The 23433-nt window shown below is 70.1% G+C and carries 21 protein-coding genes, 2 tRNA genes and 1 pseudogene; 6 read left to right on the top strand and 18 right to left on the bottom strand.

The features are described from left to right. The first annotated feature begins 70 nt into the window (after nucleotides 1-70). Nucleotides 71-1216: a bifunctional 2-C-methyl-D-erythritol 4-phosphate cytidylyltransferase/2-C-methyl-D-erythritol 2,4-cyclodiphosphate synthase gene (locus D9598_RS03335; protein ID WP_198364954.1), complete on the top strand. Its 1146-nt coding sequence runs from the start codon at nucleotides 71-73 to the stop codon at nucleotides 1214-1216. Between the two features lie 29 nt (nucleotides 1217-1245). Here D9598_RS03335 and trpS read toward each other — a convergent pair whose 3' ends face one another. After that, on the bottom strand, nucleotides 1246-2250 hold the full coding sequence (trpS, locus tag D9598_RS03340) for a tryptophan--tRNA ligase (RefSeq protein ID WP_198365023.1): 1005 nt from the start codon (nucleotides 2248-2250) through the stop codon (nucleotides 1246-1248). A gap of 86 nt (nucleotides 2251-2336) precedes the next feature. On the opposite strand from trpS, the gene panC reads away from it, so the two are divergent. From panC to D9598_RS21560, 3 genes and pseudogenes are all read left to right on the top strand, one after another. Further along, nucleotides 2337-3248 (top strand): pantoate--beta-alanine ligase, encoded by a 912-nt coding sequence (gene panC / locus D9598_RS03345; RefSeq protein ID WP_232476828.1) that lies wholly within the window; start codon nucleotides 2337-2339, stop codon nucleotides 3246-3248. 60 nt (nucleotides 3249-3308) lie between these two features. Beyond that, entirely contained in the window at nucleotides 3309-5498 is a 2190-nt protein-coding gene (locus D9598_RS03350; RefSeq protein WP_198364955.1) for a VTT domain-containing protein, read from the top strand. Between the two features lie 11 nt (nucleotides 5499-5509). Next, a pseudogene (locus tag D9598_RS21560) lies at nucleotides 5510-6133 on the top strand (endonuclease/exonuclease/phosphatase family protein); the annotation flags it as partial. Between the two features lie 79 nt (nucleotides 6134-6212). Here the strand turns inward: D9598_RS21560 and D9598_RS03360 are convergent. The 13 genes from D9598_RS03360 to D9598_RS03420 form a co-directional block, all read right to left on the bottom strand. Continuing rightward, nucleotides 6213-6289, bottom strand: a tRNA-Arg gene (locus tag D9598_RS03360). Nucleotides 6290-6313: 24 nt separating this feature from the next. Beyond that, nucleotides 6314-6637, bottom strand: a complete 324-nt coding sequence (locus tag D9598_RS03365; protein ID WP_198364956.1) for an NADH dehydrogenase ubiquinone Fe-S protein 4 — start codon at nucleotides 6635-6637, stop codon at nucleotides 6314-6316. A 45-nt stretch (nucleotides 6638-6682) separates the two neighbouring features. Further along, nucleotides 6683-6756: transfer RNA gene (locus tag D9598_RS03370), tRNA-Pro, on the bottom strand. Nucleotides 6757-6799: 43 nt separating this feature from the next. Next, complete coding sequence (serS, locus tag D9598_RS03375) at nucleotides 6800-8068, bottom strand: serine--tRNA ligase (protein WP_198364957.1); 1269 nt, start codon at nucleotides 8066-8068, stop codon at nucleotides 6800-6802. Between the two features lie 9 nt (nucleotides 8069-8077). Continuing rightward, entirely contained in the window at nucleotides 8078-8866 is a 789-nt protein-coding gene (tatC, locus tag D9598_RS03380) for a twin-arginine translocase subunit TatC (protein WP_198364958.1), read from the bottom strand. A gap of 10 nt (nucleotides 8867-8876) precedes the next feature. After that, on the bottom strand, nucleotides 8877-9443 hold the full coding sequence (gene tatB, locus D9598_RS03385; protein WP_198364959.1) for a Sec-independent protein translocase protein TatB: 567 nt from the start codon (nucleotides 9441-9443) through the stop codon (nucleotides 8877-8879). A 319-nt stretch (nucleotides 9444-9762) separates the two neighbouring features. Continuing rightward, nucleotides 9763-10353 carry an SMC-Scp complex subunit ScpB gene (gene scpB, locus D9598_RS03390; RefSeq protein ID WP_232476883.1) on the bottom strand — a complete coding sequence of 197 codons (591 nt, stop codon included), beginning with the start codon at nucleotides 10351-10353 and terminating at the stop codon, nucleotides 9763-9765. Beyond that, entirely contained in the window at nucleotides 10337-11143 is an 807-nt protein-coding gene (locus D9598_RS03395) for a ScpA family protein (RefSeq protein WP_198364961.1), read from the bottom strand. Before D9598_RS03395 ends, scpB begins: the two co-directional genes overlap by 17 nt. Next, nucleotides 11140-11841, bottom strand: coding sequence for a site-2 protease family protein (locus D9598_RS03400; RefSeq protein WP_198364962.1), 702 nt, complete (start codon nucleotides 11839-11841; stop codon nucleotides 11140-11142). Before D9598_RS03400 ends, D9598_RS03395 begins: the two co-directional genes overlap by 4 nt. Then, a complete protein-coding gene (gene nagZ / locus D9598_RS03405; protein ID WP_198364963.1) occupies nucleotides 11838-12842 on the bottom strand; it encodes a beta-N-acetylhexosaminidase in 1005 nt (334 codons plus the stop codon). The genes D9598_RS03400 and nagZ overlap by 4 nt, the downstream gene beginning before the upstream one ends. A gap of 11 nt (nucleotides 12843-12853) precedes the next feature. After that, a complete protein-coding gene (locus D9598_RS03410) occupies nucleotides 12854-13666 on the bottom strand; it encodes an SPOR domain-containing protein (RefSeq protein ID WP_198364964.1) in 813 nt (270 codons plus the stop codon). After that, nucleotides 13663-15450: an arginine--tRNA ligase gene (argS, locus tag D9598_RS03415; RefSeq protein ID WP_198364965.1), complete on the bottom strand. Its 1788-nt coding sequence runs from the start codon at nucleotides 15448-15450 to the stop codon at nucleotides 13663-13665. The genes D9598_RS03410 and argS overlap by 4 nt, the downstream gene beginning before the upstream one ends. A gap of 10 nt (nucleotides 15451-15460) precedes the next feature. Continuing rightward, on the bottom strand, nucleotides 15461-16612 hold the full coding sequence (locus D9598_RS03420; RefSeq protein ID WP_198364966.1) for a deoxyguanosinetriphosphate triphosphohydrolase: 1152 nt from the start codon (nucleotides 16610-16612) through the stop codon (nucleotides 15461-15463). A 106-nt stretch (nucleotides 16613-16718) separates the two neighbouring features. On the opposite strand from D9598_RS03420, the gene D9598_RS03425 reads away from it, so the two are divergent. Together D9598_RS03425 and xth are read left to right on the top strand one after the other, a co-directional pair. Further along, nucleotides 16719-17072, top strand: a complete 354-nt coding sequence (locus D9598_RS03425) for an iron-sulfur cluster assembly accessory protein (RefSeq protein ID WP_232476829.1) — start codon at nucleotides 16719-16721, stop codon at nucleotides 17070-17072. A gap of 12 nt (nucleotides 17073-17084) precedes the next feature. Continuing rightward, entirely contained in the window at nucleotides 17085-17849 is a 765-nt protein-coding gene (gene xth, locus D9598_RS03430) for an exodeoxyribonuclease III (RefSeq protein WP_198364968.1), read from the top strand. A gap of 10 nt (nucleotides 17850-17859) precedes the next feature. Here xth and D9598_RS03435 read toward each other — a convergent pair whose 3' ends face one another. From D9598_RS03435 to D9598_RS03450, 4 genes are all read right to left on the bottom strand, one after another. Next, nucleotides 17860-18036, bottom strand: coding sequence for a hypothetical protein (locus D9598_RS03435; protein ID WP_198364969.1), 177 nt, complete (start codon nucleotides 18034-18036; stop codon nucleotides 17860-17862). 61 nt (nucleotides 18037-18097) lie between these two features. Continuing rightward, nucleotides 18098-19822, bottom strand: coding sequence for a dihydroxy-acid dehydratase (gene ilvD / locus D9598_RS03440; RefSeq protein ID WP_198364970.1), 1725 nt, complete (start codon nucleotides 19820-19822; stop codon nucleotides 18098-18100). Nucleotides 19823-20013: 191 nt separating this feature from the next. Continuing rightward, a complete protein-coding gene (locus D9598_RS03445) occupies nucleotides 20014-22710 on the bottom strand; it encodes a valine--tRNA ligase (protein WP_198364971.1) in 2697 nt (898 codons plus the stop codon). A gap of 72 nt (nucleotides 22711-22782) precedes the next feature. Beyond that, nucleotides 22783-23271 carry a DUF2497 domain-containing protein gene (locus D9598_RS03450; protein WP_198364972.1) on the bottom strand — a complete coding sequence of 163 codons (489 nt, stop codon included), beginning with the start codon at nucleotides 23269-23271 and terminating at the stop codon, nucleotides 22783-22785. Nucleotides 23272-23433: the final 162 nt, after the last annotated feature.

The raw sequence follows: 23433 nt of genomic DNA on the forward strand, positions 1-23433 counted from the left end.
CGCGGGTGGTCCGTGCCTCTCCCTGGACCTCTCCCTGGGCGGCCGCCTGCGGACGGGCTAGGCTGCGGCCATGAATGTGGTCGCACTTCTCATGGCTGCCGGTCAAGGCAGCCGCTTCGGGGCCGCGCTGCCCAAGCAGTTCCTGCCCCTGCTCGGGCGGCCGGTGATCCGCCATGCCGCCGAGGCCCTGCTGGCCGAGGGGCTGGTCACCCGCCTGCTGCCGGTTGTCGGCAGGGGCGAGGCGGAACGGGTGGCGACGCTCCTGTCCGGCCTGCCTGTCCTGCCGCCGGTGGAGGGCGGAACCACGCGCCAGGCCAGCGTCCGCGCCGGGATGGAGGCCCTCGCGGCTGACCCGCCGGATGCCGTCCTGGTCCATGACGCCGCCCGGCCCGTGGTGCCGCCGGGCTGCATCGCGGCCTTGCTGGAGGCGCTGTGCCGGGCGCCGGGAGCCATTCCGGCCATGCCCGTCAGCGACACGCTGAAGGCGGGCCAGGATGGGCGGATCCTGCGCACCGTCCCCCGGGCGGGACTCTACCGTGCCCAGACCCCGCAGGCCTTCCGGTTCGGCGCCCTGCTGGATGCCCATCGCGCCGCGGGGCAGGAGGCGACGGATGACGCCGCGTTGCTGGAGGCGGCCGGCCTGCCTGTCATGCTCTCGCCCGGATCGGAGACCAATATCAAAGTGACCTACCCAGAGGACCTGGCCCGCCTGGAGGCGCAGCACCTCCCCCGCTTCCTGCCCGCCATGGGAACCGGCTTCGACGTCCATCGCCTGGTCGAGGGGCGGCCGCTGATCCTGTGCGGCGTGACGATTCCGCATCCGCTGGGGCTGGATGGCCATTCGGACGCCGATGTCGGGCTGCATGCCCTGTGCGATGCCGTGTATGGCGCCCTGGCCGAAGGCGACATCGGCCGGCACTTCCCCCCCTCCGAGGCGGCCTGGAAGGATGCCGACAGCACCGCCTTCCTGCGCCATGCCGCCGGGCGGGTCGCCGCCCGTGGCGGCATCCTGACCCATGCCGATGTGACGCTGATCTGCGAGCGGCCGAAGATCGCCCCGCATGCCGAGGCCATGCGAGCGCGGCTGGCGGACCTGCTGGGGGTCGCCATCGGCCGCGTCTCCGTCAAGGCCACCACAACCGAGAGGCTCGGCTTCACCGGGCGCGGCGAGGGCATCGCCGCGCAGGCCGCCGCGACGCTGCTCCTGCCGGCCTGAGGCGACCCCCGTTCGCGGCGGGCCGGTGTCTATTTCCGGCGCGGCAGAAAGCCGATCAGCTCCTCGGCCCTGTCGACGATCGGCTCCGCTATGGCCGCGGCCCGCTCGGCCCCGCGCCGCAGCGCCGCGTCCACCGCGCCGGGGTCGGCCAGGAGGCGCTGCATCTCGGCCTGGATCGGCCCCAGATGCGCCACCAGCGCATCGGTCAGCACGCCCTTGAAGGTGCCGAAGCCCTGCCCTTCGTGGTCGCGAAGCACATCCGCCGGCTCGCGCCCCGTGACCGCCGCCAGGATGCCGACCAGGTTGCGGGCCTCCGGCCTGCCTTCCAGCGCCGACGGGTCGGCGGGGAGCGGCTCCGGGTCCGTCTTTGCCCGACGGATCTTCAGGGCAATGGTCTCGGCGTCATCGGTCAGGTTGATGCGCGACTGGTCCGAGGGGTCCGACTTGCTCATCTTGCGGGTCCCGTCGCGCAGCGACATGACGCGGGCCGCGACGCCCTGGATCATGGGCTGGATGGTCGGGAAGAAGTCCGCCCCGTAGTCGTGGTTGAACTTCTGGCCGATGTCATTGGCCAGCTCGAGATGCTGCTTCTGGTCATCGCCCACCGGCACCAGCGTGGCGTGATAGGCGTGGATATCGGCCGCCATCAGGTTGGGATAGACGTAGAGGCCGCTGCCGGCATTCTCGCGGTCCTTGCCGGCCTTGTCCTTGAACTGGGTCATCCGGTTCAGCCAGCCGATGCGGGACACGCAGTTGAAGATCCAGGCCAGGCGGGTATGGGCGTGCACGTGGCTCTGCACGAAGAGCACGCATCTCTCCGGATCGACGCCGCAGGCGATCAGCGCCGCCGCCATGTCACGGGTCTTGGCCGCCAGGTCCCGCGGGTCGAAGGGCTGGGTGATGGCGTGCTGGTCGACGACGCAGAAGACGCACTCATGCCCGGCGATCATCGGAGGCCAGTTGCGGATGGCGCCCAGGTAGTTGCCGAGGGTGGGAATGCCGGAAGGCTGGATTCCGGAGAACACGCGCTGCATCGTCACACCTCTTTCCTGTCCGGGCGGCTCGCGGGTGATCCCGCGCGGCGCCGCCGCCGTCAAGCATGCGCCAGGGTCCGGCTTGCATGACCGGCGGTTCCGGGGCACCGAAGGGGCGGAAAGCGGAGGATCGTCAGGACATGCGGGTGGTGCGGGATCTCGTCGGATTGCGGGATGTGGTGGATGCCTGGCGCGCCGAGGGGCGGCGCGTCGGCCTGGTGCCGACCATGGGGGCGCTGCATGCGGGGCATCTGGCCCTGCTGGACAGGGCCCGTTCCCTGGCCGAGAGGGCGGTCGTCTCCATCTTCGTCAATCCCCTGCAGTTCGGCCCGAACGAGGATCTCAGCCGCTACCCGCGGGACGAGGCCGGAGACCTCGCCAAGCTGGAGGCCTCCGGATGCGACCTGGCCTGGCTGCCAACCCCCGAGGTCATGTATCCGCCTGGCGCGGCCACCACCATCGAGCCTGAAGGGGCGGCGCTGGGCTGGGAGGGTGCGGCCCGGCCCGGCCATTTCCGCGGCGTGGCGACGGTCTGCACCAAGCTCTTCATGATGAGCCGCGCCGACGTCGCGGTGTTCGGCGAGAAGGACTGGCAGCAGCTGCAGGTCGTTCGGCAGGCGGTGCGGGACCTGCATCTGCCGGTGCGGATCGAGGGACTGCCGACGGTGCGGGATCACGACGGGCTGGCCCTGTCCTCCCGCAACCAGAGGCTCAGCCCCTCCGAGCGGGCGAAGGCGGCGGTACTGCCGGCCATCCTCACCGCGGTTTCCGGACGGATCACGGGCGGCGCGCCGCCGGAGGAGGCCGTGGCCTGGGGACACGCCGGGCTGGAGGAGCAGGGTTTCATCCCGGACTACCTCGCCCTTGTCGAACCGGACACGCTGCACCCCTGGCCGGCGGGCCAGGCCGGGGAGGCCCGCCTGCTGGCGGCGGCGCGGCTCGGGGATGTCCGGCTGCTCGACAACCTCCCGGTCAAGGTGCCCTCGTCCGCCGGTTGAAGCCTTTTCCGGCATGTTGCGTTGCGCTGGAGGATAACGGGGCCGAAGGACAGACATGCCGTGACGGAGCCAGCGGGACATCCTTCCCAGGCCGATACACCCTCGCTGCTGCGCCCGGACGAGACGGTCTGGCGCATCGGCGAGGCCGGCCGGGCCAGCCTGCTGGTCGATGCGGCGGCCTATTATGGCGCCTTGCGCTCCGCCATGCGGCAGGCACGGCACAGCATCTGGGTCGCCGGCTGGGACATCGACAGCCGCACACCGCTCGTCGGCCCCTCGGGGGAGCCCGATGACGGCCTGCCGGCGCATCTCGGACCCTTCCTGACGGCCCTGGTGACCCGCCGGCCGGAGCTGCGCGTCAAGCTGCTGCTGTGGGACTACTCGGTGCTCTACGCGATGGAGCGGGAGCTGCTCCCCGCCCTGGCCCTGCATTGGAACACCCCCTCCCAGGTGGAACTCTGCCTGGATGACCAGGCGGCCTTCGGCGCCTCACAGCATCAGAAAGTGGTCGTCATCGATGGTCGGGTCGCCTTCGCCGGCGGGCTCGACCTGACGATCCGGCGATGGGACACGCCCGAGCACACGCCGCATAACCCCCATCGGGTGGATCCCCGCGGCGAGCCTTACCCGCCCTTCCATGACCTGCAGATGGTGGTGGATGGCGCGGTGGCGCGGGATCTGGCCGATCTGTTCCGTCAGCGCTGGGCTGCCTCCGCCTGCGAGGATCTGTCGCCCCTGCCCGCCGATGACGGGGCGCTGCTGCCATGGCCGGAGGCTCTCACGCCGGATTTCAGGGGCGTACGCATGGGCATCGCCCTCACCGAGGGGGGCTATGCCGGGGGAACCGCCTCGCAGGTCGAGCGCCTCTTCGAAGCCATGATCGGAACTGCCGAGCGGGCGCTTTATATCGAGAACCAGTTCCTGACCCATCTCGGCCTGGCACGCCGGCTGGCCGCCCGGCTGCGGGAGAGGCCGGAGCTGGAGGTGGTCATCCTTGGGCCCAGGACGCATCACACCTGGCTGGAACACAGGACCATGCAGGTGGGGCGGATCCGTTTCATGGAGACGCTGCGCCAGGCGGGCGTGGCCGATCGGGTCCGCCTGCTCCATCCCCGCGTCGAGGGGCGGATGGGCGGCGGCGCGGACATCATGGTGCATTCCAAGCTGATGATCGTGGACGACCGGCTGCTCCGGGTCGGTTCCGCCAATCTCTGCCACCGCTCCATGGGTACGGACAGCGAATGCGACCTGGTCATCGAGGCCCGCACCGCGAACGAGCGTCAGGCGATCGAGGCGGCGCGCGCCCGTCTCCTGAGCGAGCATCTCGGCGCCGCGCCCGCGGCCGTGGCCGAGGCGATCCGGCGCCATGGCCTGTTCGGCGCGCTGGACAGCCTGGGGTCCGGCCGGCGCCGCCTGCTGCCGATCGAGGATGGCCCGCTGCGCGAGGGGGAGAGCCTTTCCCAGATCGAGGCCGTGGCGGACCCGCCCCGCCCGCTCGGCGCCGATACGCTGCTGGCCGATTTCTCCCGGCCCGGCGAGATCCAGGGACGTCGCTCGCTCTGGTTCCGGATCGCCCTGGCCGCGGCACCCGTGCTCCTGCTGGGGCTGGCCTGGCGCTACACGCCGCTCTCAGGTTACCTCAATCCCGAGACCTTCAGCGCCTCCATGCAGAGCGCGAGCGGCGCCTGGGGGCCTGCCATCGCGCTGGGCCTGTTCCTGTTCCTGGGGCTGATTGCCTTTCCGGTGAACGTTCTGATCGTGGCGACGGCGGCCGCCTTCGGGCTCTGGCCCGGCCTCGCCTATGCGGCGATCGGCGCCATGTTCAGCGCCCTGCTGACCTACCTGATCGGCCGGTGGCTGGGCCCTGGCACGCTGCGTCGTGTCTTCGGGCCCCGCATCAACCGTGTCAGCCAGGGCATCGCCAGGAACGGTATCCTTGCCGTCACCCTGGTGCGGCTCATGCCGGTGGCTCCCTTCACGCTGGTGAACCTGGTGGCGGGCGCCATGCGAATCCGTCTGCTGGACTACACGGTGGGCACGGCCCTTGGGCTGGCGCCGGGACTGATCCTGATGACCGCCCTGGGCGATCGCCTGCTCCGGATTCTGACCGACCCTTCCTGGCGCGACCTCCTCGGCTTTGCGCTCGTGCTGCTGGCCTGGGGCGGCCTGTCCTATGGGCTGCAGATCGTCATCGGCTGGCTGCGCCGCCGCGTGGCGGGGAAGTCGGCCGGGGCGGGAAGCCCGGCATGACCTTCCGCGCCATGACCTGGAACATCCACTCGGCGATCGGACCGGACGGGCGCTACGACCTTGGCCGCGTCATCCGGCGTATCCAGGCCCACCAACCGGATCTGCTGGCCCTACAGGAGGTCGAGAGCCGCGGGCGGGGCGAACGTCCCTCGCCCTTCGAGGAACTGCGCGCCTTCTTCGAGGGCCATGCGCTCGCGGCGGAGACCATGACGGCGCATGACGGAGCCTATGGCCACATGCTGCTCAGCCGCTGGCCGATGCGCCGCGAGCGCCTCGTGGATCTGTCCCTCACCGGACGCGAGCCCCGCATCGCCATCTCGGCCCTGGTGGACGCGCCGCGCGGTCCTCTGCACGTGATCGCGGTGCATCTCGGGCTGAAGGCCTGGGAGCGTCGGGAGCAGGCGGTCAGGCTGGCCGATCTGATCCGCGGCAGCAGGGAGCCCGTGCTGGTCATGGGAGACCTGAACGACTGGGCCTGGCGGGGTCCGGTCTGGCGCCGTCTGGCGCCCCTGCTGCCCGGCCGCACGGCGGTCCGGACCTTCCCGGCCCGGCTGCCGCTGCTGCGCCTGGACAGAATCCTCTGCCGGCCCGCCGCGATGCTGGGGAGAAGCTGGCGCGACACCCGCGCCGCCACGGCCTCCGACCATCTGCCCGTCATCGCCGAGATCATTCAGCCGCCGCAGGCTGGCGAGGACGATGATCGCGGGCAGGTTCTGGCGCGCCCTGAGGGACTCGAACCCCCAACCAACCGGGTAGAAGCCGGTTGCTCTGTCCAGTTGAGCTAAGGGCGCCGGGTGGCCATCAGGCCGGCCGTCTCAGTGGGTCCAGTTCTCGGCGCGTCCGTAGCGGAAATTGTCCGCGTAGGACTTCGGCTTGATCGCCGGCTTGGGCGCCTCGGGCTCGACCTCGTAACGCAGTCCATTGGCGCGGGCGAAGGCTTCGGCCGCCTCGCGGGACGCGAAGCTCAGGCGCAACTGGCTCCGCATATCGCCCGACCCGTACCAGCCGGTCAGGCGGTCGATCTGACGGGCCTCGCCGGGCGCGAACTGCAGGATCCAGCGGCCGGTGCGGGCCTTGCCGGATTGCATGGCCGAGCGCGGCTGGTTGTAGATCCGGGCGATGACAGTGTCTTGGCTCATGACGCTCTGGCCTCCGCAGGGGCGGGATGCCGCCGGAAGTGGGTATCGGGGCGAGAGGATTCGAACCTCCGGCCCTCTGCTCCCAAAGCAGATGCGCTACCAGGCTGCGCTACGCCCCGATCGAGGCGCAAACTATGGGCTGCCTCGCCGGACGGCAAGCCTTCATCCGAGCCGCGACAGGCCGCCCATCCAGGGCGCGAGCACCTCGGGAATGGCCACGCTGCCATCCGCCTGCTGATGCGTCTCCAGCACGGCGATCAGGGCCCGCCCCACCGCCACGCCGGAGCCGTTCAGGGTGTGCGGGAAAGCCGTTCCCTTGCCGTCCTTCGGCCGGAAGCGGGCGTTCATCCGGCGCGCCTGGAAGTCGCGGCAGTTCGAGCAGGAGGAGATCTCCCGCCACGCCCCCTGCCCCGGCAGCCAGACCTCGAGATCGTAAGTCCTGGCCGAGGCGAATCCCGTATCGCCGGAGCAGAGCAGCACGCGCCGCCAGACCAGGCCAAGCTCCGTCAGCACTCTCTCGGCGCAGCGCGTCATGCGCTCGTGCTCGTCGGCGGATTGGTCCGGCGTGGTGATCGACACCATCTCCGCCTTGGTGAACTGGTGCTGGCGCAGCATGCCCCGCGTGTCGCGTCCCGCGCTTCCCGCCTCGGAGCGGAAACAGGGAGACAGGGCCGCGAAGCGCAGCGGCAGACTGTCCTCCGCCAGGATCTCGCCGGCGACCAGGTTGGTGAGCGGCACCTCGGCCGTCGGGATGAGCCAGCGGCCGTCTTCGGTGCGGAACAGGTCCTCCCGGAACTTCGGGAGCTGCCCGGTGCCGTACATGGTGGCATCGTTCACCAGCAGCGGCACGGCGGCTTCCTCGTAGCCATGCTCGCCGGTGTGCAGGGCGACCATATACTGGCCGAGCGCACGCTCGAGCCGCGCCAGGGCGCCGCGCAGCACGGTGAACCGGGCGCCGGCCAGCTTCGCGGCCCCCGCGAAATCCATGAGGCCCAGCGCTTCGCCGATCTCGAAGTGCTGGCGCGCCGGGAAGTCGAGCACCGGGGGCGTGCCGTGCTGGTGCAGCACGACGTTGTCGGCCTCGTCCCTTCCCTCGGGCACCTCGGCGTCCAGGATGTTCGGCAGCGCCTCCAGCAGGGCGACCTGCCGCTGATCGGCCGCCTTGGCCTCGGCCTCCAGGGACTCCATGCGGCCGCGTAGCGTGGCGCCCTCCGCCTCGAGGGCCGAGGATTCCTGCCCGGCGCGCCTTGCCTGGCCGATCTCCTTCGAGATCTGGTTGCGGCGCGCCTGGAGCTCCTGGGCGGCGGTCTGGGCGGCGCGGCGGGTGGCGTCCTGCTCCAGGATGCTGCCGGCCATGGCCGGCAGGCCACGGCGCGCCAGCGCGGCGTCGAAGGCTGCCGGATCGGCGCGGACGATGCGGATGTCATGCATGGCGAATACTCAGCTCTGGTCCTCATCGCGCCGGGGCGCGACCCATCCCGCGGCCAGGACCGACAGTTCGTAAAGGGCGATGAGCGGCACGGCGAGGCCGATCTGGCTGATGATGTCCGGCGGCGTGATGACCGCGGCGACCACGAACATGCCGACGATGGCGTAGCGCCGTCCCCGCTTCAGTCCGGCCTGCGTGACGATGCCCACCTTGGCCATCAGTGTCAGCGCGACGGGCAGCTGGAACGCGGCGCCGAAAGCCAGGATCATGTGCATGACCAGGCTGAGGTACTCGCTGACCTTGGCTTCCAGCTGCACCGGCAGGGCGCCGGCCCCGGGCGGCGTCTCGAAGGAGATGAAGAACTTCCAGGCCAGCGGAAAGATGAAGTAGTAGGCCAGCGCCGCGCCCAGGACGAAAAGTACCGGGGAGGCGAGCAGGAAGGGCAGGATGGCCCGCTTCTCGCTGCGGTAGAGGCCTGGCGCGATGAACAGCCAGAGCTGCGTCGCCCACATCGGAAAGCTGAGGAAGGTGGCGCCGAAGAAGGCCACCTTCAGATAGGTGAAGAAGGCCTCGTACAGGGCGGTGAAGATCATCCGCCGCTCGCTGCCGCTCTGCTGCTGCAGGATGTCGGCCAGGGGGCGGGCGAGGAAGCCGTAGATCTGTGTGGAGAAGTAGTAGCAGACCGCGAAGGCGATGATGAAAGCGCCAATCGACCATAGCAGGCGTGTGCGCAGTTCGAGCAGATGCTCGATCAGCGGCATCGGCTTGTCGTCGATGATGTCGTCCTGGTCTCGGGCCACGGAGGGGTACTCAGACGCTCGGTGTTGCGGGCGGGGGGGCGACCTTGCCGGCCGAGACGGCGGAGCGTTCCTCAGGCGGCGGCTCGGCGCCGGCAGGGGGCTCGGGCCTGGACTCCGGCTGGGGCTCCGGCCGCGCCGGCGCGGAGGCCTCCGCGACGGAGGGCGGCACGAAGGCGGGCGGTGCGGGCGGGATCTTGGAGGTTTCGGCCGCCGAAGTCTCCTGGAGCGGGGCCTTGGCGCCCGTCGCCTCCGCCGTGCCGGATGTTTCCGGCTTCCAGGCGTTCTTCAGAGGATCTTCGGTGAAGGTCTTACGGATCGAGCCGTCCTCGTCCAGGCTCCGCTCGATCGTGCTCTTCAGGTCGAAATTGCGGATGTCGCGGATCTGGTCGCGGACGTCCTCGAGCTTCGCCTCGCGCACCAGTTCGTCAGCATGGGTCTGGAACTCCGCGGCCATGCGCCGAAGCTTCTGCACCCCTTTGGCGACATTGCGGATGGCCTCGGGAAGGTCCTTGGGCCCGATGACCACTACAGCCACCACGGCGATCAGGGCCAGCTCGGACCAGGCTAAATCGAACATGTGATTCCCATCTCCCCCATATCGGGGGCCGTCCCCGTTAGCAGGAACCGGGGGCAGCGCCAATCCGGCGGCCCATCTTCCCGCCGCCAACCCGTCTTATCTAGGGGATGCGAGCGGAAAGGCGAAGGCACGCCCGGGCTCGATCGACACGTCCGGGCGATCCCGGAGTCGAGCCGCTGACTGGGGAGGAGGCCGGGAACCTGGCACCGAAACGGTTCGCCCCGAACAGATACAATTCGTCAGGCGCGCGGAGCCGTTCCAGGCGCCCGCGGCGGGGTGCCCGCACAGGATGCGGGACCAGCCCGGTGAAGCGCCAGGTTCAAGCCGGGCGGCCCAATCCCGGAAGTGACACCCCGTTCTCGCCGGCCAGGAGTTCCTCGCGGCGCGGCAGATCCGCGAGCACACGCAGCCCGAAATGCTCGAGGAAACGCGGCGTCGTGCCCCAGAGGCTTGGCCGGCCGGGCACCTCCTTGCGCCCGCGTGGTGCGATCAGGCCGTGCTCCAGCAGAAGCTCCAGCGTCGACTGCGAGAGGCTGGCGCCGCGGATCTCCTCGATCTCGGGCCGCGTCACCGGCTGGTGGTAGGCGATGATGGCCAGCGTCTCCATCGCCACCCTCGGCAGGCGCCGCGGCACCTCCACCACCCGCGTGAGCAGCGGCGCCAGGTCGGGAGCGGTGCGGAAGGCGTAGCCGCCCGCCACCTCGGTCAACTCCACGCCCCTCCCCGCGTAGCGTGAGGCCAGCAGCGTCAGCACGGCATCGGCACGGAGCCCCGGCGGCAGCACCTCCTGCAGGCGGGCCGGGGATACCGGCCGGTCGGAGGCGAAGACCAGGGCTTCCGTCAGCCGCAGCGCGTGCTCGATGGAGGACAGCCCGGCGGCATCTCCGGAGGCGTCATGCGGCGGCGACATATCCATGGGCTTCCTCCTCCGGCCTTGCCTGCCCCTCCTGCGGCCGGGCGGCACGGCGGCGCACCAGGATGGGGCCGAAGGCCGCTTCCTGACGCAGTTCGATACCGCCGCCCCGGGCCATTTCCAAGCCGGCGATCAGGGTCGAGGCCAGGGCGGCCCGGCGTTCCACCGGATCGCGCAGGCTGTCGGGAAGGAAGCGCTGCAACTCTCCCCATTCGGGCAGGTGCCCGATGAGCTGCGCCAGCCGCCCCAGCGCTTCCTGAACCGTCCAGAGACGCCGTGGCCGGGGCTGGTACGGGCGCCGGCCCGCGGCGCGGCGCAGCGCCACGACATAGCCGCGCAGCAGGGCGGGAAGATCCGCGTGCAGGCCGCTCCGGTCCTCTTCCACCAGGCGCTCCGCCTGGCCGCGCGCCAGGACATCCTGGCCCAGCTGCGGGCAGCGACCGAGCCAGCCCGCCGCCGCGCGCATGCGCTCCAGCTCGGCCAGGCGCTCGGCCAGCTGGCCCGCCAGCGCCTCGGCATCCTCCTCCTGACCCGGTTCGTCCGGCAGGAGGAGCCGGGACTTCAGCCAGGCGAGCCAGGCAGCCATGACCAGCCAGTCCGCGGCGATCTCCAGGCGCACGCGCCGGGCGCCCTCGATGACGCCCAGATACTGGTCCACCAGTTGCAGGATGGAGATCCGCGCGATGTCCACCTTCTGCGATCTGGCCAGTTCCAGCAGCAGATCCAGCGGCCCCTCGAAGCCATCGAGGCGAAGCTGAAGGCTCTCGCCGCGCGCGGGTTCCGTCATGTCTCATGCCCGGCCAGGAAGAGGATGGCCCGGAAGCCGGGCCCCACGACGAGATCGACGATCCAGCCAATGGGATCGAGGGAGGGGCTGATCCGGGGAAGGACGAAGATCAGCAGCATGACGATCAGCAGTCCGGCCCGCTCCAGCCGGGCCAGCGGCAGGGCCAGAGGTGCGGGCAGAAGGCCGACCAGGATCCGCCCGCCATCCAGGGGAGGAATCGGCAGAAGGTTGAAAAGCCCCAGCAGCAGGTTCGCCATGATGGACAGCACGATGAACCGCAGGGCCAGCTCCATGGCCTGTGGCGGCAGGGCACCCTGCAGGGAATCCAGCGGGTGCGCCAGCATGGCCGCGCACCATGCCAGGAAGACATTCATCGCCGGGCCGGCCGCCGCGACAAGCACCATGCCATATCGCGGATTGCGCAGCCGCATGACATCGACCGGCACCGGCTTGGCCCAGCCGAACATGGCCTCGACCCGGCCGATGGTCAGCAACTGGCCCAGCAGGAGCAGCCCGGGCAGCAGCAGCGTCCCTACCGGGTCGACATGCCGGAGCGGGTTCAGGCTCAGCCGCCCGGCACGCTGCGCCGTGTCGTCACCCAGGCCCAGCGCCGCGTAGCCATGCGCCGCCTCATGCAGGGTGATCGCCAGCACCGTGGCCAGTACGGCCACGGCGAGTTCCGGGAGCCAGTCGCTCACGCCGTTTCGCGAAGCAGGGCGTCGCGGCGTTCCGCCAGTGCCGCAGGATCCGGCACGCCCGCGTCACGGCGGGCGATCATGGCGTTTCGTGCCGCCTTCACCCGCTCCAGCGCCTTGTCGGTCAATGGCGCGCTTCCTGCCAGCACGGCCTCGTTCTCGTCGAGCTGCCCGGTGCAGTGCAGAGCCACATCACATCCCGCCGCGAGGACATCGCGCGCCAGCGCATCGAGCGCCCCGCTCAGCGCCTTCATGGCGAGATCGTCCGAGATCAGCACGCCGTCGAAGCCCAGATCGCCCCGGATGGTCCGCTCGATCACCCGGCCCGACAGGGTGGCAGGGCGCGAGGCATCCAGCGCGGTATAGAGGATGTGCGCCGTCATGGCCCAGGCGCCGCTTCCGGCCAGTGCCCGGAAAGGCGCCATATCCGCCGCGAGCTCCTCCGGACCGGCCTCGACCCGGGGCAGCTCCAGATGGCTGTCGGCCAGGGCGCGGCCATGGCCGGGGATATGCTTGATGACGGGGATGGTGCCCGCCGTCTGCAGACCGCGGATCCAGGCCTCGCCAAGCCGCGCCACCTCGGCGGGATCCGCCGAGAAGCCGCGATCGCCGATGATGCCGTGGGCTCCCGGCAGGCGCAGGTCCAGCACGGGGGCGCAGACCACGTCCAGCCCCACGGCGTGACACTCACGCCCCAACAGCGCGGCATTGGCCCAGGCGGCCTCGGCGGGCCTGCTCTCGAAGGCGGATGCCGGTGGAAAGTCCGGCCAGTGCGGCGGCCGCAGGCGGGCGACGCGGCCGCCCTCCTGATCCACCAGGATCGGCGCCTCGGCCCCCAGCTCCTCGCGGAGATCGGCCGTCAGGCGCGACAACTGCCCCGGGTCCCGGACATTGCGGGCGAAAAGAATGGCTCCAAACGGCCGGGAGCGCCGCAGCAACGCGGCCTCCTCCGGCAGCAGGACGGGTCCCGAGACCCCGATGATGGCAGCGCGCGGCGTGGACACCCGGAAGAACCTCAGCCGCCGATGACGGCACAGGCGCCGCCCTGACTTCTGATCGACTCGCAGAAGCTGCCGGCGGCGGAGCGATTCTCGAAGCCGCCGGTGCGCAGGCGCCACATGGTCGGCTTGCCTTCGCGCTCGAAGCGGATCACCTGCGGCGAACGGCCCTGGAGGAGCGACGGCGCGCGTCCCCTCAGCCTTTCCCACTCGGAACGGGCCCCGGACTCGGAATCCAGGGCGCCGAGCTGAACGACGACGCTACCGGTCGCGGCGGGAGCCGCCGGCTTCGGCGGCGCTGGAGGAGTGGGCGTCGCCACCACCGGCGGCGTCACGGGCGCGGCCTGCACCGCCGGCGGCGCGGGCTGTGTGGCGGCGGGCGCCTGGGCCTCCGCCGTCACCCCCGCGACACTGGGCGCGGCCTCCGCCACGGGAGAGGGCTCCACCGGCGTGGAGACACTGGGCGGCGTGGAGGCGCCGGGCGGCGGGGCGGTGGCGGCGCGGAGGGCATCCAGATTCGGCGCCTCGGCCGCCGGTCCCAGGCGGCCGGCCGGCTCGAAGACCCCGGAGGCCGTGCGCCGCTCGAAGATGATCTCGTCCTGATTCGCCACGCGCAGCCCGCCGCGGTCATCAGGACGGATCTTGATGGGCCGCGCATCCGCCTGCACGACCGGCACCGTGGTGTCCGAATACCGGCTGAATGCCCAGCCCGCGATCCCCCCGACCGCAAGCAGGCCGGCGAAGCCGCCGGCCAGAAGCATCATGCGGCGGGAGCCGCCATCCTCGGCGACGTCCCGCACCCGATAGGACGGTACCTGCACTTCCCTCACCGCATCTCCTCGACCGGCGTCACGCCCATGACCTTGAGGCCCGAGCGGATCACCAGGGCCGTCGCGGCCACGAGAGCGAGCCGGGCCCCTGTGGCTTCGGGCTCCCCCGCCCGGATGAAACGGAGTGTCGCATCATCGCGCCCCCGGTTCCACAAAATATGAAAGTCGCTGGCCAAGTCTTGGAGATAAAAGGCGATCCTATGTGGCTCCTGCGCTGCAGCAGCGGCTTCCACAAGGCGGGGCCAGGTGGTGAGGCGGCGGACCAGCGCCAGTTCGGCGGGGTCGGTCAGCGCGGCGAAAGCCGCCCCGCCCAGGGCCGCGATGTCCGGATCACCCGCCTGCCGCAGCACGGAGCGGCAGCGCGCATGCGCGTACTGCACATAGAAGACCGGATTTTCGCGCGACTGCTCGACGACCTTGTCGAGGTCGAACTCCATCTGCGCGTCGGACTTCCGCGTCAGCATGGTGAAGCGCACCGCATCACGCCCCACCTCGTCGATGAGGTCACGCAGGGTAATATAGGTGCCGGCGCGCTTGGACATGCGCACCGGCTCGCCGCCCTTCACCACCTTGACGATCTGGCAGAGCAGCACGTCGAGCGGCACACGGCCGTCCGAGAGCGCCCTGGTGGCCGCCTTCATGCGCGAGACATAGCCGCCATGGTCGGCACCCCAGACCTGCACCAGCTCCTGCATCCCGCGCGCGATCTTGTCGGCGTGATTTCCGATATCGTTGGCGAAATAGGTGTTGGTGCCGTCGGACTTGCGCAGGGGGCGATCGACGTCGTCACCGAAGCGGGTGGAGGCGAACAGCGTCTGCGGGCGCGGTTCCCAGTCCTCCGGCAGCTTGCCCTTGGGCGGTTCCAGCACGCCCTCGTAGACCAGGCCCTTCCCGGCCAGCATCGCGATGGCCCGGTCGGCGACGCCGTCCCGGACCAGCTGCGCCTCGCTGATGAAGACATCATGCCGGACGCCCAGCGCGTCGAGATCCTCGCGAATCACCGCCATCATCCGGGCGATGGTGAATTCCCTCACTTGGTCGAGCCAGAGGGCCGGATCGGCCGGCATGGCGCCGGGTGCCAGCGCGTCGCCCAGCTCGGCCTTCAGCGCCTCCCCGACCGGGATCAGATACTCGCCGCGATACTGCAGCCCGCCAGCGACGGAGGCCGCGTAGTCCTCCTCGGCGAGCGTGGTGCCGAGGGCCTGGAGGTACCGCCAGTAGGCGGCATAGGCCAGGGCCTGCACCTGCGCGCCGGCATCGTTGATGTAGTATTCCTTGGTGACGGCGTAGCCGGCCTTGGCGAGCAGGTTGGCCAGGGCGTCCCCCACCACCGCGCCGCGGCAATGGCCGACATGCATGGGGCCGGTGGGATTGGCGGAAACATACTCGACATCGACGCGGATGCCGCCGCCTGCCGATCCGTCGCCATAGGCCTCGGCGGCGTTCAGGATGATGGGCAGCTGCCCCAGGAGGTAATCCTCCTTCAGCCGGAGATTGACGAAGCCGGGCCCCGCCGGGGCAGCCTCCGACACCATCGGCGCTGCGGCCACCAGGGCTTCGGCCAGGCGGGCGGCGATCTGCGCCGGCGACATCCGGGCCGGCTTGGCGACCACCATGGCGGCGTTGGTGGCCATGTCACCATGGCTCGCATCCCGCGGCGGGTCGACCTGGACGCGGGCCAGCGCCTCCTCCGGCAGGTCCGGCAGGATGCGGCGCAGGCAGGCCAGGACCTCCTGGCGCAGCGTGGCGAAGATGTCCTGCGAGAGGGCGGGGCTCTGTTCCATGGATGTCCGATCAGCCGGGAATGTTAGGGTCGGTCAACCGCCTGTGCTCGTCGAGGGCGAAGCGGTCCGTCATGCCCGCGATATAGTCGCAGACCACGGCGGCACAGTCCGCGCTCCCCGCGGCGCCGGCGCGTTGCCGCCATTCGGGCGGCAGCATGTCCGGCCCGCCATGCAGCAGGCTGAACAGCATCTGCACGACGCGCTTCGACTTCTGCGTCGTGCGGTTGACCCGCCAGTGGCGGTACATGCGCTGGCGCAGGAACTGCCGCACCGTCTGATTGGCGGCCTGCATCGGCGCGCTGAAGGCGACCATGGGGCGGCCGGCGGCGCGGACATCCTCGACGCCGCGCGGGGCCAGGACCGCCAGCCGGCGCTCCGCCTCCGCCACCACGTCCTGGACCATGGCGTTGATGACGCGACGGATGGATTCGCTCGCCTGCCGGGAGGCCGCCGCCTCCGGATAGAGAGCGCGAACCTCGGCCACCGCCTCGCCGACCAGCGGCAGGGCGGCCATCTCGTCGAGGGTGAAGAGCCCGGCCCGCAGCCCGTCGTCCAGATCGTGATTGTTGTAGGCGATGTCGTCCGCCAGGGCGGCGACCTGGGCCTCCAGCGAGGCATGGCTCGACAGGTCGAGCGGGTGCAGGCGGTCGTACTCGGCCATGAAGCTGGAGGGTCGGACGATCGGGCCATTGTGCTTGGCCAGCCCCTCCAGCGTCTCCCAGGTCAGGTTGAGGCCGTCGAACTCCGCATAGCGCTTCTCGACCATGGTGACCGATTTGAGACTCTGGGCATTGTGGTCGAAGCCGCCATAGGGCCGCATCAGGCCGTTCAACGCCTCCTCCCCCGCATGGCCGAAGGGGGGGTGGCCGAGATCGTGGGCCAGAGCCAGGGCCTCCGCCAGATCCTCATCCAGCCTGAGCCTGCGGGCGATGGAGCGGGCGATCTGCGCGACCTCGATGCTGTGCGTCAGCCGGGTGCGGAAGGCGTCGCCCTCGTGGTAGATGAAGACCTGGGTCTTGTACTGCAGGCGCCGGAAGGCGGCGCTGTGGATGATCCGGTCCCGGTCGCGCTGGTAGGGCGAGCGCACCCCCCCGGCGGGCTCCGGATGCAACCGGCCCCGGGAGGTTTCCGCACGCACGGCATAGGGCGCGAGATCGGTCATGAGGGCGGCGGCTTACCAGCCCCCCCGCTCCGCTGCAACGCCGCCGCCCCGGATCGTTGGAAACCACGCCTTCCCGTCTTATGTTGGCCACCAGGAGATGACGATCATGCCCGACGGTACTGCCACCACCGCCCCGTTCAGCGTGACGCCCCGCGCCTTCCAGGAGGTGGGGGCGATTGCCGCGCGCGAAGGTCGCCCCGGCGCCGTGCTGCGCCTTGCCGTGCTGGCTGGCGGCTGCTCCGGCTTCCAGTACTCCTTCGCGCTGGATGACGCGGTGGCGGCGGACGACCTCGTCCTCGAGGATGCCGGGCGGCGTGTCGCGATCGATCCCGTGAGCCTCGATCTGCTGCGGGGGGCGCAGCTGGACTGGGCCGATGAGCTGATCGGCGCGCATTTCGTGGTGAGCAACCCGCAGGCGGCCTCCGGCTGCGGCTGCGGCGTTTCCTTCTCGCTGGGTTGAGCGGCCCGCCCGGTGCTGCTCGCCAGCTTCAACGTGAATTCGGTCCGCAAGAGGGTGCCGCATGTGCTGCGCTTTCTGGAAGCGGTCCGACCCGACGTGGTGTTTCTTCAGGAACTGAAGTGCCAGACGCATGAGTTCCCCGCGGCGGCGTTCGAGGAGGCGGGCTACCGGAGCCATGCGGTGGGGCAGACCGGGGGCCGCAACGGGGTCGCCATCCTGAGCCGCCTGCCCTTCGAAATTCTCGGCGAGAGCCTGCCGGGCGAGGAGGACAGCCATGCCCGCTATCTCGAGGTCGCGGTGGAAGGGCTCCGCCTGGCGGGGATCTACCTGCCCAATGGCAATTCCGGCGGGGCGGAGGGCTATGCCTACAAGCTGCGCTGGATGGAGCGGCTCCGCGCCCTGGCCAGGGCGCGGCTCGATGCCTTCCTGCCCTTCGCCATTCTCGGCGACTTCAATGTCTGCCCGACCGAACTGGACCTGGCGCCGGGCGCCCTGCCCGCCAGCGACGCCCTGGTCCGTCCCGAGACGCGCCAGGCCTTTCGCGCTCTGGAATACCTCGGGATGACCGACGCCCTTCGGGCGCTGCATCCGGGTGAGCGGCTCTATACCTACTGGGATTACGGCCCCGCCTTTGAGGGAAACAGGGGGCTGAGGATCGACCACGCCATGCTCTCGCCCGACCTCATGGAGAAAGTCGGCAGGGTCTGGGTCGATGTCCGGCCGAGGGCGCAGGAACAGCCCTCCGACCACACCCCCCTCGTCCTGGAGATCGGCTAGGGCGAAGCCATCATCGGATGGCATTCTCCGGCTGGACGCCCATCGGATAGCGCCGCTCGTTGGGTGGGTATGGCGGGATATGGGGCGCCGGATGCGGCTCGTAGTATTCGTAGTAGAGGGGCGGCGGGGGCAGATTGATCACCGGCTGTATGGTGCATCCGCCCAGCACGGCGAGCAGGAGGACCAAGCCTCCCGCCCTTGTCGCCCTGAAATCCCGCCCGCCTGCCATCGACTGCCGCTCCGGCGATTCAAAGATCCGGGTAGCTGTGCGTTTCCGCCGCCCCGCCCGGATGGGTCACCGCGCCAAGGTGCGCCGGTCCCACCATCTGCGCGTATTTCCACAAGGCTCCGGAATTGTAGTCGGTGCCCCGCGGCGTCCAGGCGGCCTTCCGCCGGGCCATCTCATCCTCGGAGATCAGCACGTCGATGCTGCCCTTCTCGGCGTCGATGACGATGGGATCGCCATCGCGAAGCAGCGCGATGGGCCCGCCCACCGCCGCCTCCGGGCCGACATGGCCGACGCAGAAGCCGCGTGTGGCCCCCGAGAAGCGACCGTCGGTGATGAGGGCGACCGCCTCTCCCATGCCCTGGCCATAGATGGCGGCGGTGGTGGAGAGCATCTCGCGCATCCCCGGCCCGCCCTTGGGGCCTTCGTAGCGGATGACGATCACGTCGCCGGCCTTATAGGCCCGCTGGTCCACAGCCTTGAAGGCGTCCTCCTCGCAGTCGAAGCACAGGGCCACCCCTTCGAAGCGCTGGCTCTTCATGCCGGCGACCTTCACGATCGCGCCCTCCGGCGCGAGGTTGCCCTTCAGCCCGACCACGCCGCCGGTGGGCGTGATGGCGCGCGACACCGGGTGGATGACGTCCTGATCGGTCGGGAAGACGACGTCGGCATGGTTCTCCGCAAGCGTCCGGCCGGTCACCGTCAGGCAATCGCCGTGCAGCAGGCCGGCATCCAGCAGGGCCTTGATAATCACCGGAATGCCGCCGACGCGATGGACGTCGAGGGCGACATACTTCCCGCCCGGCTTCAGGTCGGCGATGTAGGGGGTGCGGCGCATGATGGCGGCCACGTCGTCCAGGGTGAAGCGAATGCCGGCCTCATGGGCGATGGCAGGCAGATGCAGCCCCGCATTGGTTGACCCCCCCGTGGCGCCCACCACCACCGCGGCGTTCTCGAGCGCCTTCAGCGTCACGATATCGCGGGGGCGGATGTTGCGCCGCAGAAGCTCCATGACCGCCTTGCCGGATTCCACCGCCCAGCGATCGCGCTCCTCGTAAGGCGCGGGCGCCCCCGCCGAGCCCGGCAGCGCCAGCCCGATGGCCTCCGAAACGGTGGCCATGGTGTTGGCGGTGAACTGGCCGCCACAGGCCCCGGCGGAAGGGCAGGCGACGCACTCCAGGGCATGGAGGTCCTCGTCCGACATATTGCCCGCCGCATGCTGCCCGACCGCCTCGAAGACATCCACGACGGTCACGTCGCGGTCCTTGAAGCGCCCGGGAAGGATGGAGCCGCCATACATGAAGACGCTGGGAACATTGAGGCGCAGCATGGCCATCATCATGCCGGGCAACGACTTGTCGCATCCCGCCAAGCCGACCAGCGCGTCATAGCAGTGGCCGCGAATCGTCAATTCCACCGTGTCGGCGATGGCGTCCCGGCTCGCCAGGGAGGATTTCATCCCCTGGTGGCCCATGGCGATGCCGTCCGTCACCGTGATGGTGGTGAACTCGCGCGGTGTGCCCCTGCCCTCCTTGACCCCCGTCTTGACGCTCTGCGCCTGGCGGCTGAGCGCGATGTTGCAGGGGGCGGCCTCGTTCCAGCAGGTCGCCACGCCCACCAGCGGCTGGGCGATCTCCTCCTCGGTCATTCCCATGGCGTAATAGTAGGAGCGGTGCGGCGCCCGCTCCGGACCCACGGTGACATGGCGGCTCGGCAGGCGCGACTTGTCCCAGATATCCTCAGCCATGTGCAGCGCCTTCCTTCCGTTTCATCCCCTGCGAGGTATCGCGCAGCCGTCTTTCCGTGGCAACCGCGGTCTCAAACCCCGATAGGTTTATCAGAGACTTATCGGTAGTCCGGCGGTGCAGGGGGACATCCCCTTCCGGCATGGTCCAGGGAAGTCCGCGAAGCCGGGGCCTCCCTGGCGGCCGCGCCGTCTCAGTCTCCTATGCGGGCCAGGGCCGCGTCCAGCCGGGCAATCTCGGCCTTCGCCGTGGCCAGTCGCTCGCGGTTCTCCTCCACCACCTCGGGCTTGGCGCGCGAGACGAAATCCTGGTTCGCCAGCTTCGCCGCGACCTTGTCAGCGTCGCCTTCCAGGCGGGCCCTCTCCTTGGCGAGGCGGCCCCGCTCGGCGGCGATGTCGATGACATCGGCCAGGGGCAGCAGGATGGTCGCCTCATCGACCACGATCTGCGCGACGCCCCTGGGCGCCTCCCCCTCCAGCGGCCGGATCTCCGTGGCCCTGGCCAGCCGGCGTATGACGTCGAGCCAACGATCCGCGCGCGACAGGGTCGCCGCCGAGGCGCCGGAGACCAGCAACGGCACGGTGACCGAGGGCGGCACATTCATCTCGGCCCGCACGCCGCGGACCTCGGTGATCAGGCGGATGACCCAGTCGAGCTCCGCCTTCGCCGCCTCCGCCCCGGCCACCACGGCCGGACGCGGCCATTCCTGCCGGATCAGGCTATAGTCGGGGCCGTAGCCGAAGCGGTCCCACAGTTCCTCGGTCACATAAGGCATGACCGGATGCAGAAGCTTCAGGATCAGGCCCAGCACATGCTGCGCGACGCCCTTGATCTCGGTCTTCTCCGGCCCGTCGGGTCCGTTCAGGGCCGGCTTGGCGAACTCCAGGAACCAGTCGCAGAAGCTGCCCCAGACGAAGCGGTAGCAGGCCGAGGCATAGTCATCCGTGCGGAAGGCCTCCAGGGCGGCGGTCGCCTCGGCCACGGCGGCATCGGCGGTGCTCAGCAGCCAGCGGCCCAGCGGCGTGGTGACCGTAGCGGGGTCGAAGGCCGGATCGGGGCCGATGCCGTTCATCTCGCAGAAGCGGGCGGCGTTCCAGAGCTTGGTGCCGAAGCTGCGGTAGTCCTCCACCCGCTTCGGGCCGAGCTTGACGTCGCGGCCAGGTGTCGCGAGCGAGGCGATGGTGAAGCGCAGCGCATCGGTGCCGTACTTCTCCACCAGCTCGAGCGGGTCGATGACGTTGCCTTTCGACTTCGACATCTTCTGGCCCTTCTCGTCGCGGACGAGGCCATGGATGTAGACCGTGCGGAAGGGCACATCGCCCATGAAGTGGTGCCCCATCATCATCATCCGGGCGACCCAGAAGAAGATGATGTCCCAGCCCGTGACCAGCACGTCGCCGGGATAGTACTTGGCCAGCTCCGGCGTCTGCTGCGGCCAGCCGAGGGTGCTGAAGGGCCAGAGGGCGGAGCTGAACCAGGTGTCCAGCACATCGGGGTCGCGTTGCAGCGTCACCTCGGGCCCGAGCTTCGCGCGGGCCTCCGCCAGGGCCTCCTCCTCCGTCTCGGCGACGAAGGTGCTGCCGTCCGGCGCGTACCAGGCCGGGATCTGGTGCCCCCACCACAGCTGCCGGCTGACGCACCAGGGCTGGATGTCCCGCATCCAGCTGAAGAAGACGTTCTCGAAGTGCCGCGGCACGAAAACCGTCTGGCCGCTCTCGACGGCCTTGATCGCCGGCTGCGCCAGGGTCGCCGCATCGCAATACCATTGCAGCGTCAGCCGCGGCTCGATCGGGACGCCCGACCGGTCGCCGTGCGGCACCGCGTGGAGATGCGGCTCGATGGCGGCGACCAGTTCCAGGCGCTCCAGCTCGGCCACGATGGCCTTCCGCGCGACGAAGCGGTCCTGGCCCGCGAGCCCGCGGACGAAGCCCGGATCGGCCAGGTTCTCGACCGCCGCGAGATCGCCCTCGATCTCCTCCAGCGTGATCCTGCCATCGGCATCGAGCACGGAAGGCAGCGGCAGGCCGTGCCGCTTGCCCACGGCGAAATCGTTGAAGTCATGCGCGGGCGTGATCTTCACCGCGCCCGATCCCTTCTCCGGATCGGAATACTCATCCGCGACGATCGGGATGCGGCGGCCGACCAGGGGCAGGATGGCGTGGCGGCCGACGAGATCGCGGAAGCGCGCATCCTCCGGATGCACCGCCACGGCCGTATCGCCCAGCATGGTTTCCGGCCGGGTCGTGGCCACCGTGATGAAGCGGCCGGGCTCGCCCTCGATGGGATAGCGGAGGTGCCAGAGGCTCCCCTTCACCTCGCGGCTCTCGACCTCCAGGTCGGAGATCGCGGTCTGAAACTTCGGATCCCAGTTGACCAGCCGTCGGTCGCGATAGATCAGCCCCTGCCGGTGCAGGGTGACGAAGACCTTCCGCACCGCCTCGGAAAGCCCGGCATCCATGGTGAAACGCTCGCGCGGCCAGTCCAGACTGGCGCCGAGGCGGCGAAGCTGGCGGGTGATATTGCCGCCGGACTGCCCCTTCCATTCCCAGACATGGTCCAGGAAGCGGTCGCGACCGATCTCCCGGCGGTCGACCCCCTGCCCTGCCAGAAGCCGCTCCACGACCATCTGTGTGGCGATCCCGGCATGGTCGGTGCCCGGCTGCCACAGGGTGTCGCGGCCCTGCATGCGCCGCCAGCGGACCAGGATGTCCTGGATCGTGAAGGTCAGCGCATGGCCGATATGCAGGCTGCCCGTCACGTTGGGTGGCGGGATCATGATGGTGAAGGGCGGCGCCGCGCTGCCGGGATCGGCGCCGAAGGCGCCCGAGGCTTCCCAGCCTTCATAGATGCGCTGTTCGAAGCTGGCGGGCGAGAGGGTCTTGTCGAGCATGAAGGCACGCTTGGGCGGCGCCGCCGCCCTCGTCAAGAGGGCGTCACGGCGGATCAGGCCCTCTCCCGCCGCTCAGCCCTCCGAGCGGTTCATGACCCGCTCGATCTCGGCCCGGACCAGACGCTCGACCATGCCGGGAAGATGCTGGTCGAGCCAGGCCTTGAGCAGCGGTCGCATCTCCTCGCGGACCACGTCCTCGATGCTGGGGCCGGGAACCCGGTGGACGGGCGCCCGACGCTCGCGGGCCACGGCCTGGGCCAGCTGCCCCAGCGCGGCCGCCGCGGCGGCGCTGGCGAGGGGGTCCAGGAGGGAATCTCGCTTCCCGGATTCCGGGGCCTGCGGCTGCGGCTGCAGCTGCGGCTGTGGAGGACCGTCCGGCAGGGCCACCACCGGCGGAGGCGTGGCGGGCTGGGCGGCCTCGGGCGGCATCCTGGCCGACAGCGTCTCGATCAGCATCGATTCCGTCAGTTCGAGCGGTGCGTCCGGGTCGGGTGTGGAGGACGGAGCCTTCAGCTCCTCCTCATTCAGGATGCTGCGGATCGACGCCAGAATCTCCTCCATGGAAGGCTCATGCGGATCCAGCCGGGAGGGCGGCTGCGCCATGGTCAGGGTGCTTCCTTGCTGTAATCACCCGTACCGAACCACCTGGAACGGACGGTTTTGTAGTAGGTGTCCATGTCGTAGAGGGCGACGGGGAGTGCGAGGTCGCGTGCGGTGAGGCGG

It is taken from the genome of Roseomonas sp. KE0001 (assembly GCF_016107285.1).
Classification (GTDB): Bacteria; Pseudomonadota; Alphaproteobacteria; order Acetobacterales; family Acetobacteraceae; genus Pseudoroseomonas.